Source organism: Mesorhizobium sp. LCM 4577, from assembly GCF_001854795.2.
In the GTDB taxonomy this organism is placed as follows: Bacteria; Pseudomonadota; Alphaproteobacteria; order Rhizobiales; family Rhizobiaceae; genus Mesorhizobium; species Mesorhizobium plurifarium.
The window spans coordinates 667,552-683,592 of record NZ_MDDU01000002.1; the positions used below are offsets into that span (position 1 = coordinate 667,552).

Here is a 16,041-nt window from a genome sequence, read left to right on the forward strand (position 1 = left end):
GAAAGCCGTCTCGTTCATGTATGGTGGCAATATAAAGGTTTTTTTGTGCATTGCAACATCTTTGTTGCACCGCACCATAAAAATATTCCCGTACGTCAGCCATTGGGCGTCAGCCATTGGGCCGTTAACCAAGAGCCCAGAGATTTCGACCGATGCAAGCCTAGGCTTGTGGACCTCCGGGCCATGGGCTTTTATTAACAAAGCGTTAACTGAAAACGCCCGCTCCGGAGGGTCGGCCAGCACATGCCGCCTGAAAACTACTCCTTCCTCGACGTCGCAGTGCTCGACGCGGTGCGCCAGCGCTTTGCCGCAGGCGATGCGTTGGCCATTCTGTCGGCCGATCTCGAACAGGTGATCTGGGCGAACGGTCCGGGGGCGTCGGCGTTCGGTTATCCGGATATCGAAGCCATCATCGGCGCCTCGGCGCAGCTGCCGCTGATCGCCCGGCGGCAGATCATGGCGACCAGCGGTTTTCCGGACATCGGCAGCGACCGCGCCATCACGGTGAGGCTGGCTACCGGCATGGTGAGCCGCGCCGTCGGCTTCCTGGCCAGCGCCGTGACGATGCCGGATGGCGAGAAGGCAATCCTGCTCGCGGTACCGGCGACCCAGACCAGCTCGCGCAGCGCCGGCGAAATCGCTGGCCGAGCCATCGGCGGTTTTACGGAGGCCGGGCATTTCATCGCCTTCATCGACGCGCGGGGCGATGTCGAGGCAGCCTCCGACGGTTTCGCGGCGCTCGGCATCGAGCGGCGGACGCTGGCGGCCCTGGTCGCGGATGTGGCAAGCAGCGGCGACCGCGTCGTCAAGCGCCTGGTGCCTGGCGCCGACACCTCCTACCCGGCCGGCCTTGCGCGGCTCACCGACACGCGTCATCTGCTGGTGGTGATCGACGAAGACCAGCTCGACGGTGCGGACAGCGACCAAGAAGATCGATCGACCACCGACCAAGGCGATCGGACCAGCGATCGACAGGCTGCGGCGCCAGAGGCCGTTAGCGCTACCCCGTCAGATGAAAGCCCGGCAGTCGGACCCGAGCCCCGGTCCGCCCCGGACAGCCACGTGCCGGCCGCGGCGGCTGGCGAAGAGGCCGAGCCGACCCCAGAGGCTCTCGACGGCGATACGGGGCCCGGCACCGATAGCCGGACCTTGGCCGACCGACAAACCGCCGCCAACCGTCAGGCCGATGCCGCCGGCTCCAGTCAGCAGCCCGTCGATGCCGGCGCCAGCCAGCACGACCATTGGTACTTCAATGCCGGCAACGAGGATGCCGGACATGCTCAACCGGCAGCGCCGGCGAAGGACATGGAAGGAGCCACCACGGTCGAAGCCCAAGGGCAGGATGCCAGCGGGACCGCGACGTCAGCCCAGCCGACCCCGCCCCGCGACATCGACCGCTCCGCGCCGCCGCTGCGCTTCGTCTGGCGCACCGACGCCGAAGGCAGGTTCAGTGCGCTGTCGCCCGAATTCGCCGATATCGTCGGCCAGCCTGCCGCCGATGTGATCGGCCGTCGCTTCAGGGATGTCGCCGCCACCTTCGGCCTCGACGCCTCGGGCGAGATCGCCGGCCTGCTCGACCGGCGCGATACCTGGTCCGGCCGCTCGGTGCTGTGGCCGGTGGCCGGAACCGGTCTGAAGATCCCCGTCGATCTGGCGGCGCTGCCCGTCTACGGCCGCAGCCGCGCCTTCGAGGGTTTCCGGGGTTTCGGCGTCGCGCGCGCAGCCGACGCCGTGGCCGATCCCGAAGCGCTTGGCATGGCTCTGGTGCCGAATGCCGCCCCGACCGAGGCCACCTCCGGCGGAACCGAACCGTCGGTCGGGCAGCCAGCTGCGGAGCGGACGCCGCCGGAACAGCCAAAGCGCGAAGATCCGTTTCAGGGCGAAGTGCCGGCGCTGACCATCGTGCCGAAACCGGAGCGTCGCTTCGCCGACAAGGTGATAAGGCTGGCCGAGCATCGCCAGCCGACCAACGACAAGCCGCCGGGAAGCGACACGCCGGCAAATCAGCGGAGCCTGTCAGTCCTCGAGCGCAGCGCCTTCCGCGAGATCGGCGAGCGGTTGCGCAAGGACAGTTCTGCCGAGGAACGCGCGCCTGAAGCCGACAAGCAGCCCGACGCGGCCGCCGGTGAGAACACGGCGACGGTGAAAGAACCGACAAACGAAGCGAGGGCCGACGCAGACCAGCCGGTTGCGCCCGACACGACGGAGCACGACGATTCCGCGCGGGAAGCGAGCCCGGCATCCGCGGCGAAAGCCTCTCAGGCCGACGACGCGAAGACCGATGCGGAGACCGCTGAGGCGCAGACCGAGGCTGAGGACCAGGAAGACCTGGCGCGGCTCGACGGCATCGATGACTCCGCCGGGACGGGCGCCCCCCGCCAGACCGGGACCTCGGCCGTCTCCGGCTCGCTGCTCGACTATGCCGATGAGGAGAAATCCGCCGAGGAAATCGAGGGCGCACCGGTTTCCCAGCCCGAGCAGGCAGAGGACGCCCGGCAGGCCGCCGAGCCGCAGCAGCCGGTCGAACAGCCTACGGCGCAGAAGGCCGCGGCCGGGCAGCCTGACCTCGGTGCGACGGCCGACGACGACAGCATGACCGCGGACGATTTCCGCGATGCGCAGGACAATGAAGATTGGGCCGGGTCCGACGCGGACACTGTCGAGGCTGCGGAAGAAGCGCCAGTGTCGGTGCGGCCGCGCCTCGACGTGCCGCCGCTGAAACTGTCGGGTTTCGTACCCTCCGCCTTTTCGACCGGAGAAGAAGCCAAGGCGCCCGATACTTCGATCCTCGCCCGGCTGCCGGTGCCGCTGCTCATCCATTCGGGCGACGTGCTGCATTATGCCAATGACGCCTTCCTCGAACTCACCGGCTACGACGCGCTGGACGACCTCGCGGATGCGGGGGGGCTGGGCGCGCTCTTTGCCGATCCCTATGCCGAGGACACCGCGACTGACGAGAGCGACCACTCGCTGAAGCTCAAGACCCGCAACGGCCAGGAATTCCCGATCGACGCGCTCTTGCGCTCGGTGCCGTGGCGCGGCGGCAAGGCGCTGATGCTGGTGGTGCGGCGCTCCGGCGAGGACGACGCGGCGGCGCATTTCACCGCCGCCAATGACGAACCGGCGCTGCAGCCGGATGTGCCGGAGCTGAAATCGCGCATCGCCGAGATGCGCACCATCATCGACACCGCCACCGACGGCGTCGTGCTTATCGGCCGCGACGGCGACATCCGCTCGATCAGCCGTCCGGCGGAAGCGCTGTTCGGTTTCGACAGCGACGAGGTCGCGGGCAAGCCGTTTGCCTCGCTGTTCGCCATAGAAAGCCAGCGCGCGGCGCGCGACTATCTCGCCGGCCTTTCTGAACCGGGCGTCGCCAGCGTGTTGAACGACGGCCGCGAGGTCATCGGCCGCGAGGCTCAGGGGCGTTTCATCCCGCTGTTCATGACCATCGGCAGGCTGCCCAACGACAGCGGCTTCTGCGCCGTGGTGCGCGACATCACGCAATGGAAGCGGGCCGAGGAAGACCTGACGCAGGCGCGCGCGGTGGCCGAGCGCGCCTCCTCGCAGAAGACGGATTTCCTGGCCCGCATCAGCCACGAGATCCGCACGCCGCTCAACGCCATCATCGGCTTTTCCGAGCTGATGGTGGACGAGAAATTCGGCCCGATCACCAACGACCGCTATCGCGACTACCTGCGCGACATCAACCGGTCAGGCAACCATGTGCTCGACCTCGTCAACGACCTGCTCGACATCTCGAAGATCGAGGCCGGCCAGCAGGAGATGGATTACGAGGCGGTGTCGCTCAACGACACGCTGGCCGAGACGGTGGCGATGATGCAGCCGCAGGCCAATCGCGAACGCGTCATCATCCGCTCCAGCTTCGCCTCGCGGCTGCCGGAGGTGGTGGCGGACCTGCGAAGCGTGCGCCAGATCGCCCTCAACATCCTGTCCAACGCCATCCGCTACACCCAGGCCGGCGGCCAGGTGATCGTCTCGACCGCTTACGAAGCCTCCGGCGACGTCGTCATGCGCGTGCGCGACACCGGCATCGGCATGACCCAGGCCGAGATCGAGCAGGCGCTGAAGCCGTTCAAGCAGATCAATGCGTTGAAGCGCGGACGCGGCGACGGCACCGGCCTCGGCCTGCCGCTCACCAAGGCCATGGTGGAGGCGAACCGCGCCCGTTTCGCCATCACCTCGACGCCTGGCGAAGGAACGCTGGTCGAGGTCGCCTTCCCCTCGACGCGCGTGCTCGCTGAATAAGATTATACGGGGAAGGTCCGGCCAAAGAAAAAGGCGTCCAATTGGACGCCTTGAGAGATGGGATGCTGTCACAACGGGGGCTTGAGCTGAACCTCAGGGGACGAGGAACGGGATTTCTCCCTCAAGTTACACGCGACTATCGGGGTCGTCCCTTAACAAGTCCTTACCGGGCCTCAAAAAAATTTACGAATGTGTACCACCCATGAAATCTAGGTAAATTCGGTGGGCAGATTTTATTTACCATATCAGGCGGTCAGCTAGCCAGTTGCGGCAGGTCGCGGAACAGCTCCAGCGCCTCGGGATTGGCGAGCGCTTCCTTGTTCTTGACCGTGCGGCCGTGGACCACGTCGCGTACCGCGAGCTCGGTGATCTTGCCGGACTTGGTGCGCGGAATGTCGGTGACGGCGACGATCCTGGCCGGCACGTGACGCGGGCTGGCGCCGGTGCGGATCCTGGCGCGGATGCGCTTTTCCAGATCGTCGTCCAGGGTAACGCCTGCCGCCAGCCGCACGAACAGCACGACACGGACATCATTGTCGAAGTCCTGGCCGATGCAGAGCGCCTCGAGGATTTCCGGCATCTGCTCGACCTGGTTGTAGATCTCGGCCGTGCCGATCCGGACCCCGCCCGGATTGAGCGTGGCGTCGGAGCGGCCGTGGATGATCATGCCGCCATGGGCCGTCCATTCGGCGAAGTCGCCATGGCACCAGACATTGTCGAAACGCTCGAAATAGGCGGCGTGGTACTTCTTGCCTTCGGGATCGTTCCAGAAGCCGACCGGCATCGACGGGAAGGCTTTCGTGCACACAAGCTCGCCCTTTTCCTGCCGCACAGGCTTGCCGTCGTCGTCCCAGACGTCGACCGCCAGGCCAAGGCCGGCGCCCTGGATCTCGCCGGTCCAGACCGGCTCGGTCGGCACGCCGAGCACGAAGCAGGAGACGATGTCGGTGCCTCCCGAGATCGAGGCCAGGTGCACGTCCTTCTTGATGCCGTCATAGACGAAGCGGAAATCCTCCGGCGACAGCGGCGAGCCGGTGGAGGAGATGGTGCGCACGCTCGACAGATCGTGGCTCGCGATCGGCTTCAGACCGGCCTTGCGAACCGAATCGATGAATTTGGCCGAGGTGCCGAAATAGGTCATCTTCTCGGCATCGGCGAAATCGAACAGCACATTGCCGTCGGGGTAGAAAGGCGAGCCGTCATAGAGCAGCAGCGTCGCGCCGGAAGCGAGGCCCGAGACCAGCCAATTCCACATCATCCAGCCGCAGGTGGTGAAATAGAACAGACGATCGCCGTCGAGCAGGCCGGCATGCAGCCGATGCTCCTTGACGTGCTGGATCAGCGTGCCGCCCGCCGAATGGACGATGCATTTCGGGATGCCGGTGGTGCCCGAGGAAAACAGGATGTAGAGCGGATGCGCGAAGGGCAGCCGCTCGAAGCTGACGGTCTTCACCGCAAATGGCGAGAGCGCATCTTCGAGCGCGGTTGCCTTGTCGATGGTGGCGGCGACGTCCTGAGAGGTGCCGAGATAGTCGACGATGAGCACCTTGCGCACGCTCTCGAGCTTCTCGGCCACGGCGCGCACCTTGTCGGCCACCTCGATCGCCTTGCCGTTGTACCAATAGCCGTCGGGCGCGATGAAGACGACCGGCTCGATCTGACCGAAGCGGTCGAGCACGCCCTGCTCGCCGAAATCGGGAGAGCATGACGACCAGACAGCGCCGATCGAGCTTGCCGCCAGCATCGCCGCGATCGTCTCGGGCATGTTCGGCATCATGGCGGCGATGCGGTCGCCGGCCTTGACGCCGAGCGACAGCAAGAGCTGCTGCAGCCGCGAGGTCAGCGCGTGGAGCTCGTTCCAGGAGAGCCGGCGCTCGACCTTGTCCTCGCCGCGAAAGACGATAGCCGGGCCGCCGCCGGTCCTCTGCAAAAGATTCTCGGCAAAATTGAGCCTGGCGTCGGGGAAGAAGCTGGCGCCGGGCATCCGCTCGCCGTCGACGAGGCCCCGCTCGCCCTTGTCGCCGACAAGCCCGCAGAAATCCCAGACCAGGCTCCAGAAGGCTTCGCGGTTGTCGATCGACCAGCGATGAAGTTCGGCATAGCCGGAGAAGGAAACCGCGGCTTTTGCTTCCGCGGCCTTCATGAACGCGCTTAGAGGCGCTGCGTCGATGCGCTCTTGCGTCGGGGTCCACAAAGGTGTGTCGGTGGCCATGATCGCTCCTCCCAAAGCGCGTCCCATTCGAGCCAGTTAAGCTCATCGTCGCCTATGCCATCGTCCCAGAAACGGCGCGCGATTGCGGATCGGGATCGAGCAGCCCGCTTATGCATATTGCAGCGCAGCAGAGCAAGATTTTGTTCGGTCGGCCCATGGTCGCCGCCGCGCAAATGCCATCGCAAGGCCATAAAGACTTGAAAAGCGTCGGCGCTCGGTTACACCCGTCGGGCGATTTTGTCGGCAACGAAAGCATACGGGGCGAAATGCCATCATCTCTGATCCGGCGCGGGGTATGGGTGATCGGCGTTGCCGTGCTCATCATCGCGCTCGCGGTCGCGGCGCTGCCGCTGATTGCCTCGACCCGCATCGTGCGCGACCGCATCGCCTGGGAATTGAGCGCCTGGAGCGGCTTCAGGGTGACGATCGACGGCTCGCCGCGCATCGAGGTGTGGCCGAAGTTCCGGGCCATCCTCAGCGACGTGACGCTGTCGCAATGGACGGAGACCGAAACGCCGCCGGTGGTCGAGGCCGACCGCGTGGAAGTCGATCTCTCAGCCATGGCGGCCTTGCAGGGCAACGTCGCCTTCTCGACCGCAAGGCTGGTGCGCCCGACAATCAGAGTCCAGCGCATGGCGAACGGCTTCTATCTGCCGCCGCTTCCGACCGGAGGGCGCATCACGCGCTCGATCGACACCGCGCGCGGCGTGGTCACCGCCAACCCGCAGAAGCCGGATCTCGGCAGATTGCCGTCCGATCCGTTCGGCACCGTGGAATTCCGCGATGGCCGTGTGGTGACTTCGGTTGACGGCAAGGACAGCGAAATCCTGAGCAGCCTGAACGGCCAGGTGAACTGGGAAGCGATGAACAGCGATGCGTCGATGACCGCGACCGGCATCTGGCGCGGCGAAAGCGTGCAGGTCGATTTCTCCTCGACAAAGCCGCTGGTGTTGTTTGCCGGGGGCGCGGCGCCCGTCACCTTCTCCTTCAAAGCGGCGCCCGCGACATTCTCCTTCGACGGAACGGCATCGATGTCGGACAATGCCTATCTGGACGGCCAGGCAAAATTCGCCGCGCCGTCGCTGCGGCGCGTGCTGGAATGGTCGCAGGCCGGCATCGCGCCGGGCGCTGCGATCGGCGCCGTCTCGGTCAGCAGCAAGGTGAACGCCTCGGCGGGACGCGCGAAGTTCGAGAACACCACGGTCACGCTCAACAACAATCCGGGAATGGGAGCGCTGGATTTCTCCTTTGCCGAGGGACGCCCGGTAATTGCCGGCACGCTTGCCTTCGACACGCTGGATCTGAAATCCTTCCTGTCGGCCTTCACGCCTGTCGTGCCCACCGGCGAGGCCGGCCCCGGCGACATCGACACCAGCTTCGCCGACCGCATCAACCTCGACCTCAGGCTGTCGGCGGCGCATGCCATGGCTGGACCGGTGCAGCTTGCCGACGTCGCGGCGACCGCGCAAGTCAAGAACGGCCTTGCCGTCTTCGACATATCCGACGCGTCGGCCTTCAACGGCACCATCCAGAGCAGCCTGCGCTTCGACCGCAAGCCGGAAGGCACGCAGGTCGAGATGCGGCTCCTGGCGTCGGACGTGGATACGGGTGCCTTTGCCACGGCGGCGGGAATGACGCGGCTGGTGCCGGCCGGCACCGGCACGGTATCGGTCATCCTCAAGGGCCCGGGCAAGGCCTGGAATTCCATCTTCGAGAATGCCGACGGATCGTTCTCGGCGACGTTCGGGCCGGGCATGCTCAACGGGCTCGACCTGCCGGCCTTCCTCAAGCGCAACCAGCAAGGCGGCTTCTTCGCGCTCGACGACGTCGCCAACGGTTCGCTGCCGATCGACGGCGCCGAGATCAAGGCAAGCATTTCGAAGGGCGTGGCGCGACTGGACAAGGCCGAGATCAATGCGCAGAAATACAAGATCTGGCTGTCCGGCATCGCCTCCTATGTCGGGCGCGGGCTGGCGCTCTCGGGCGGCGTGGTGCCCAGCGGACAGCCGGCGCAGCAGCCCCAGCAGGCCAACGGTCAGGCGGCCAGCCCACCTGCCCCTCCGCCGAACCAGTCGCTGTTCTTCGTCGGCGGCAACTGGAGCGCGCCGTTCATATCGCCAATCGCTCCCGGCGTTTCAGGCCAGTAAACAGGGGGCGGCGCCCGCCCCCTGTCGCTCAACCGCGCTGCGCGGCCTGCTCGTCGAGCTGGCGCTGGATCTCGCGGCGCTTGTTGGCGATCGAGGCGATGATGACGCCGATCGCCACCACCGCGATCAGGATCGTGCAGGCGGCGTTGATTTCCGGGGTTACACCGAGACGCACCTGGCTGTAGATCTTCATCGGCAGCGTGGTGGCGCCGGGACCCGAGGTGAAGCTCGCGATGACCAGATCGTCCAGCGAAAGCGTGAAAGCCAGCATCCAGCCGGAGATGATCGCCGGCAGGATGACCGGCAAGGTGATCTGGAAGAAGGTCTTCACCGGCGGCGCGCCGAGATCCATCGCCGCCTCCTCCAGCGAGCGGTCGAAGGAGACCAGCCGCGACTGCACCACGACGGCGACGAAGCACATGGTGAAGGTGATGTGGGCGAGCGTCACCGTGAAGAAGCCGCGGTCGAGCCCGACGGCGACGAAGAGCAAAAGCAGCGACAGCCCGGTGATGACCTCCGGCATGACCAGCGGCGCAAACACCATGCCCGAGAACAGCACCCGCCCCCTGAAGCGCGTGTAGCGGGTCAGCGTGATGGCGGCGAGCGTGCCAAGCACGGTCGCGACCGTCGCCGATATGACGCCGACGCGCGCCGTCACCCAGGTCGCGTCCATCAGGCCCTGGTTGTGGAACAGCGACACGTACCATTTGGTCGAGAAGCCGCCCCAGACGGTGACGAGCTTGGATTCGTTGAAGGAAAAGACGATCAGAAGCACGATCGGCAGATAGAGGAAGGCAAAGCCCAGCACGATCGAGGTGATGTTGAAGCGGCTCCAGGTCGAGTTCATCTGCCCTGCTCCTGTGCCTTTGCCTGCGCCTGCTGGAAGAACATGATCGGGATGGTCAGCACCAGGAGCAGGATGACGGCCACAGCCGACGACACCGGCCAATCGCGGTTCGAGAAGAACTCGTTCCAGAGCGTCTTGCCGATCATCAGCGTCTGCGAGCCGCCGAGGAGGTCGGGGATGACGAACTCGCCGACCGCCGGGATGAACACCAGCAGGCAGCCGGCGACGACGCCGGGCAACGACAGCGGGAAGGTGATCTTCCAGAAGGCGCCCGTCGGCGGACAGCCGAGGTCTTGGGCTGCTTCGATCAGCGAATAATCCATCTTCTCCAGCGAGGAATAGAGCGGCAGCACCATGAAGGGCAGGTAGGAATAGACGATGCCGATGAAGATCGCGGTGTAGGTGTTGAGGATCACCAGCGGCTGGCTGATCAGGCCCGTGGCAAGCAGAACCTGATTGAGCAGCCCCTCGGGCTTCAGGATGCCGATCCAGRCGTAGACGCGGATCAGGAACGAGGTCCAGAACGGCAGGATCACCAGCATCAGCAAGGTCGGACGGATCGTGRCCGGCGCGCGCGCCATGCCATAAGCGATCGGATAGCCGACGATCAGCGTGAGTATCGTCGAGATGCCCGCGATGATCAGGCTCGTCACATAGGCGTTGAAATACAGCGCATCCTGGGTGAGCCAGGTGTAGTTGTCGAAGTTGAGCTCGCGGAATCCGGCGAGGAATCCCGCCACACCATCCTTGAAGTCGAGCACCGGCGTATAGGGCGGCATCGAGATCGCCGTCTGCGACAGCGAAATCTTGAACACGATGATGAAGGGGACGAGGAAGAAGAACAGCAGCCAGAGATAGGGGATGATGATGACGAGGCGGCTGACGAAGCCCGCCGCCAGCCTGGCTGGCAGCGTCGCGGTTTCGGTCGGTGGCGCGGCGGTCGCTGCGATATCGGTCATCTCAGCCTCCTACCTTGTCAGCACGACGCCGGCGTCGGGCCGGAACGAGACCCAGGCGCGATCGTTCCAGGTCAGCGGATCCTCGGTGATGCGCGAGGCGTTCAGCGCGCTCGCCCGCACGATCTGCCCGTCGTCGAGCTTGATGTGATAGACGGTCATGTCGCCGAGATAGGCGACGTCGTAGACCTCGCCTTCCAGCGCGTTGACGGCATCGGCCGGCTTTTTCGAGGAAACCTTGATCTTCTCCGGCCGGATCGCGAAGACGATGTCGGAGCCGGCGGCGGCGTGGCCGCCATTGTCGACGACGATCTGCGCCCCGGTCGCGCCGGTGATACGCGTGGTGCTTGCCGTGCGCTCGGCGACCTTGCCCTCGAACATGTTCACGTTGCCGACGAAATGCGCCACGAAACGCGAGGTCGGCGCCTCGTAAATCTCGGCAGGTGTGGCGACCTGCATCACCTCGCCCTTGTCCATGATGGCGATGCGGTCGGCCATGGTCATGGCCTCCTCCTGGTCGTGGGTGACGACGACGAAGGTGAGGCCGAGCTCCTGCTGCAGGTCCATCAGTTCGAACTGGGTTTCCTCGCGCAGCTTCTTGTCCAAAGCGCCGAGCGGTTCGTCGAGCAGCAGGACCTTCGGCCGTTTGGCGACCGAGCGGGCCAGCGCCACGCGCTGGCGCTGACCGCCGGAGAGCTGGTGCGGCTTGCGCTTGGCGAACTGCTCGAGCTTGACGAGCTTCAGCATCTCGGCGACGCGCTTTTCGATATCCGGCGCGGGCATGCCTTCTTGCTTGAGACCGAAGGCGATGTTCTTCTCCACCGTCATATGCGGGAACAGCGCATAGGACTGGAACATCATGTTGACCGGCCGCTTGTAGGGCGGGATGCCGCGCAGGTCCTGCCCGTCGAGCAGGATGCGGCCCGCCGTCGGCTCCTCGAAGCCGGCGAGCATCCTGAGCAGCGTCGACTTTCCGCAGCCGGAAGCGCCGAGCAGCGCGAAGAATTCGCGCTCGAAGATGGTCAGCGACAGATTGTTGACGGCGGTGAAGTCGCCGAACTTCTTGGTGACCTTGTCGAACTGGATATAAGGCTTGGCATTCGGGTCGTTCCATGGCGCGAAATCCCTGCGGATGCTGCCAAGCGATTTCATGATCCCCACTCCGTTACTTTTTTAAATTTCCCAAAAGAAAGCGGCCCCGGCAGTTGGCTGCCGGGGCCGTCTCTCAATGCTTATTGGCCGGTGACGATCTTGGTCCAGGTGCGCGTGATGATGCGCTGTGTCTTGGGATCGTATGGCGCAACCGTATACAGCTTCTTCGTCGTCTCTTCGTCCGGATAGACCGAAGGATCTTCCAGGATCGCCTTGTCGATGAACTGCTGCGAAGCCTTGTTGCCGTTCGCATAGAGCACGTAGTTCGACGATTTGGCGATAACTTCAGGCGTCATCATGTAGTTGATGAATTCGAGCGCGTCGGCGACGTGCGGCGCGTCCGCGGGGATCGCCATCTGGTCGAACCACATCTGGGCGCCTTCCTTCGGCACGGAATAACCGATCTCGACACCCTGCTTGGCCTCCTCGGCGCGGTTGCGCGCCTGGAAGACGTCGCCCGACCAGCCGATCGCCAGGCAGATGTCGCCATTGGCCAAGGCGTTAATGTATTCGGACGAATGGAACTTGCGGATATAGGGCCGCACCTTCAGCAATGCCTCCTCGGCCTTGGAAATATCATCGGGCGAGGTGCTGTTGGGATCGAGGCCGAGATATTTCAGCGCCGCCGGAATGACGTCGGCGGGAGAATCCAGCACATAGACGCCGCAATCCTTCAGCTTGGCCAGCTTTTCCGGATTGAAGAAGACGTCCCAGCTGTCGATCTTGTCGGTGCCGAGCGCGGCCTGTACCTTCTTGACGTTATAGCCGAGGCCGACCGTGCCCCACATATAGTTGACCGAGTATTCGTTGCCCGGATCGTATTTGGCGGTGCGCTCGGAAATGACGTCCCACATGTTGGAAATGTTGGGCAGCTTCGACTTGTCGAGCTTCTGGAACACGCCCGCCTGGATCTGGCGCGCCAGGAAGTTGGCGCTCGGCACGACGACGTCGTAACCGCTGCCGCCGGCAAGCAGCTTCGTCTCCAGGATCTCGTTGGAATCGAAGGTGTCGTAGACGACCTTGATGCCGGTCTTCTTGGTGAAATCGTCGATGATCGAAGAGTCGATATAGTCCGACCAATTGTAGACGTTGACGACGCGGTCCTCCGTGTGGCCGCTTAGTGTGAAAAGCGTCAGAAATGCCGACGTCGCCGAAAGCAAAAGCGCTTTGCGGATCATGGTGTTCTCCTTTGGTGAGTGTTCCCTCGCCGGCTCGTCGCGATATGGCGGGGCGGCGTTGGTTTTAGACTATTGAGCTTTCCGGAGAGCGACAAGCGTGAACTCAACACGCCAGGCCCGATCATGGCATCAAGATTCGAGGCGTCCCGGCCTCCCCGGCGAGGCGCCCGGGTGGCGTCAACGGCATGCACCGTGGCGTATTGAGAGCTATGACGATGCTGTCCGGCCCCGAGCAGGCCGGCGGAGACACTTGGCAAGATACGCCTGTCTTGTTGTTGCCGTAATCGCAGCCTGCCCGCCCGGCAACAGGGTTGTCAATGGGGAACGCTGCCTATCGTCCTAAAGCGCGCCGCGCTGAAACGGATTCAGGCGACGCGCTTTAGGACTTTGTCTTGATGCATGTCGTTGCCCCAGAACCGCTGCGCACTTCTGGGCGACATGCATTGTCTTGATGCATGTCGTTCTCCCAGAACCGCTGCGCACTTCTGAGCGACATGCATTGGTCAATTGGGTGACGGCAGGCCGGTGACGCCGGGACGCGCCGGCCGCGCCTGGCGCTTGAACTCCAGGCCGATATGGATGAGCAGCGCCGTGACCACGACCGCGCCGCCGATGATGGTGCGCACCGACGGCACTTCGGAATGGACGAGCCAGACCCAGATCGGCCCAAGGATCGGCTCGAAGGTGCCGAGCAGCGCCGCGATCGCCGCCGGCACCAGCCGCGCGCCCATGGCGAAAAAGGCGAGGCCGACGCCAAGATTGACGACGCCGAAGGCGAAGAGGAAGCCCATGTCCCGGGCCGAGACCGCGAATGCCGAGGCCTGGGAAGCGGCGAAAGCACCGGCAAGCAATGCCGCAAGGCAGTTGGCCGGCACCATGCGCACATGCGCGAAGCGCCGGGTGATCACGGTCGCGACCGAAAACATCACCGCGATCAGCAGCGCCAGTCCGTCGCCGATCGGCGAGACGGCGCCGCCCAGGGATTCGGAGACCATGATGGCGACGCCGACGATGACGGCTGCAATCGCGATCCAGGTTGCCGGACCGACACGTTCGCGAAACAGGAGCCAGGCAAGCAGAGCCGCAAGCAGCGGCACGCCGGCCTGCATCAGGAGGATGTTGGCGACCGTCGTGTAGGCAAGCGCCACCACAAAGCTGGTCGAGGCGGTGGCGAAGCAGAAGGCGACGCCGAGGCCGGGCAGGCCCATGTGCCGAAAGAGGTTCAAGGTGCCGCGCCAACCGTCGCGCCACAGCATGAATGCGATGAGAAAGGCCACGGCCCAGAGCGAACGCCAGAACACCACGGTCCAGCTGTCGCCGATATGGATGAAACGGGCGATGGTGCCGCCGAAACTCCACATAAGCGCCGACAGGAAGACCAGGAGCATGCCGATCCGCTCCTCGCGCGGCGAGACGGCCGGCAAGGCAGTGGAGGATGGGGCGACGGGGGCCGAGGCGGTATCGGTCATGGCAGATGACTGTCAGCGGGTTGCGTTCGACACGATGCACCAGGAACGACAAAGAACTGCGTCTCAATCGCGTAGCGCAAAGGCGCAAAACCGGCGTGATCCAGCATCCGGCGAAGCTTGGGGCACATCCGCCGGGATCACCCCTGGAAATCGAAGGCGCTGAGGCCCGTCACCATCTCGTCGAGGCCGAGCGGGCGCGTCACCGGCGGCTCGGCGCGCGCCAGGCAGCCGACGCGCTCGCAGAGCCTGCAGGCGGGACCTACCGGCGTGGCGAAGCCTTGCCCGGGCTTGCCGGCGGCTCCAACCGGCAGCGCCGCGCCATAGACGATCTCGTCGCGGAAACCGATATCGCAGCCGAGCAGGAGCGCGGTGCGGCGCGGCCGTTCGGAGAAGGCCCCTTGCGGACCTTCCAGCGTGCGGGCGATGCAAAGGAATTCGGCGCCATCGGGCATTTCCAGCGCCTCGACCAGGATCTGGCCCGGCTGCGAGAAGGCGGCATGGACAGGAAGCTTGGGGCAGCCGCCGCCGAAGCGGCTTTGCGGATAACCCTGACTGCCGGCCTTGCGGAAGCGGTTGCCGGCATTGTCGACTTCCAGCATGAAGAAAGGCACGCCCGACGCACCCTGCCGCTGCAGCATGGTCAGCCGGTTCGCCGCCTGCTCGAAAGAGACGCCGAAACGGGAGCGCAAGACGTCGATGTCGTAGCGTGCGCGAACGGCGGCGGCATGAAAGGCCTGGTAGGGCATCATCAGCGCATGCGCGGCGTAGCGGCCGAGCTCGAAGCGGGCAAGCCGGCGCGCCTCGTCGGTGCCGAGCTTCAGCGCCTGGATCTCGCCCGCGATGGCCACCGACATGCGGATCAGGCTCGCCTCCATGGCGACTTCGCGCAGCTGGTCGAAAGGCGAGAGCCGCTCGGACAGGAACAGACGCTGCGAATGGCGGTCGTAACGGCGGCGCCAGTTGGGCATGGTGGCGACCGGCAACACCTTGACGACGATGCCGTGCTCGCGCCTCAGCCAGGCCTTCAGCGCGCCGGACAGATCGTCGCCGGGCTCGAGGACCGATGTGAAAGCCTCCGCCTCCTCTTCCAGCGAAGCGAAGTGGTTCGGCCGACGCTCGAACACTTCGTGGACTTCGTCGGCGGGCAGGCGCGCGCCGGACAAAGCGGTCGCCCTGCCTTCCCTAGCCAGAAGCTGGTTGAGGTCGGACAGGCGCTCGGCCTGCTCGCGGTAGGCGCGAAAGAGCTTCACCATCGCCGCCGAGGCATTCGGCGCCGTCTCGGCGAGATCGATCAGTTCCTGATCGCCAGGCAACTCGCCGGCAAGGAGCGGATCGCTGAAGGCTTCGCGCAATGCCGCGATCGAACCTTTTGTCTCGCCCTGAAGTTCGTGCGGATCGACCTTGTAGACGGAGGCAAGCTTGAGAATGAGCTGCACCGTCAGCGGCCGCTGGTTGCGCTCGATCAGGTTGAGATAGGAGGGCGAGATGCCCAACCCTTCGGCCATCGCCGTCTGGGTCAGGCCCCTGGCGTTGCGCAGCCGGCGCAGCCGCGGCCCGGCGAAGATCTTCTGGTCGGCCATCCCTGCCATCCTTGACAAGAATTTACATGAACRTCAAGTCCGGCGCTTGCTTCGCCGTTTTTACAATCGTGACAAATTTACAGAGTTGACTTGTCAATGACAACACAGCTTTTCCTTTATTTTCCGAGGAATCTTGCGGTTTTCCTAGGCACCCTTCGCACCGCAATGTAAATGATGTCATACGCAAACATCGCAGGATATGCCTTTGCGATGCAGCGCCTGGCACAAATTACC

Annotated in this window: 9 protein-coding genes; 2 read left to right on the plus strand and 7 right to left on the minus strand. The window is 64.6% G+C overall.

Going from position 1 to position 16,041, the window contains the following annotated elements:
• The first annotated feature begins 243 nt into the window (after nt 1-243).
• Nucleotides 244-4,266, plus strand: a complete 4,023-nt coding sequence (locus tag LCM4577_RS07765; RefSeq protein WP_071070541.1) for a PAS domain S-box protein — start codon at nt 244-246, stop codon at nt 4,264-4,266.
• Nucleotides 4,267-4,519: 253 nt separating this feature from the next.
• Here LCM4577_RS07765 and LCM4577_RS07770 read toward each other — a convergent pair whose 3' ends face one another.
• Nucleotides 4,520-6,478 (minus strand): acetoacetate--CoA ligase, encoded by a 1,959-nt coding sequence (locus LCM4577_RS07770; protein ID WP_071070543.1) that lies wholly within the window; start codon nt 6,476-6,478, stop codon nt 4,520-4,522.
• Nucleotides 6,479-6,744: 266 nt separating this feature from the next.
• On the opposite strand from LCM4577_RS07770, the gene LCM4577_RS07775 reads away from it, so the two are divergent.
• A complete protein-coding gene (locus LCM4577_RS07775; RefSeq protein ID WP_040988209.1) occupies nt 6,745-8,625 on the plus strand; it encodes an AsmA-like C-terminal region-containing protein in 1,881 nt (626 codons plus the stop codon).
• A gap of 28 nt (nt 8,626-8,653) precedes the next feature.
• Here LCM4577_RS07775 and LCM4577_RS07780 read toward each other — a convergent pair whose 3' ends face one another.
• The 6 genes from LCM4577_RS07780 to LCM4577_RS07805 all read right to left on the minus strand — a co-directional run bounded on the left by LCM4577_RS07780 (nt 8,654) and on the right by LCM4577_RS07805 (nt 15,807).
• On the minus strand, nt 8,654-9,472 hold the full coding sequence (locus LCM4577_RS07780) for an ABC transporter permease (RefSeq protein ID WP_041008830.1): 819 nt from the start codon (nt 9,470-9,472) through the stop codon (nt 8,654-8,656).
• Entirely contained in the window at nt 9,469-10,431 is a 963-nt protein-coding gene (locus LCM4577_RS07785) for an ABC transporter permease subunit (protein ID WP_071070545.1), read from the minus strand. Before LCM4577_RS07785 ends, LCM4577_RS07780 begins: the two co-directional genes overlap by 4 nt.
• 9 nt (nt 10,432-10,440) lie before the next feature.
• Nucleotides 10,441-11,580 carry an ABC transporter ATP-binding protein gene (locus LCM4577_RS07790; RefSeq protein WP_041007979.1) on the minus strand — a complete coding sequence of 380 codons (1,140 nt, stop codon included), beginning with the start codon at nt 11,578-11,580 and terminating at the stop codon, nt 10,441-10,443.
• Nucleotides 11,581-11,660: 80 nt separating this feature from the next.
• Nucleotides 11,661-12,758, minus strand: coding sequence for a polyamine ABC transporter substrate-binding protein (locus LCM4577_RS07795; RefSeq protein WP_071070547.1), 1,098 nt, complete (start codon nt 12,756-12,758; stop codon nt 11,661-11,663).
• Between the two features lie 503 nt (nt 12,759-13,261).
• Nucleotides 13,262-14,227 carry a DMT family transporter gene (locus LCM4577_RS07800; RefSeq protein WP_041007975.1) on the minus strand — a complete coding sequence of 322 codons (966 nt, stop codon included), beginning with the start codon at nt 14,225-14,227 and terminating at the stop codon, nt 13,262-13,264.
• A gap of 137 nt (nt 14,228-14,364) precedes the next feature.
• Complete coding sequence (locus LCM4577_RS07805; protein WP_040988174.1) at nt 14,365-15,807, minus strand: short-chain fatty acyl-CoA regulator family protein; 1,443 nt, start codon at nt 15,805-15,807, stop codon at nt 14,365-14,367.
• Nucleotides 15,808-16,041 lie beyond the last annotated feature (234 nt).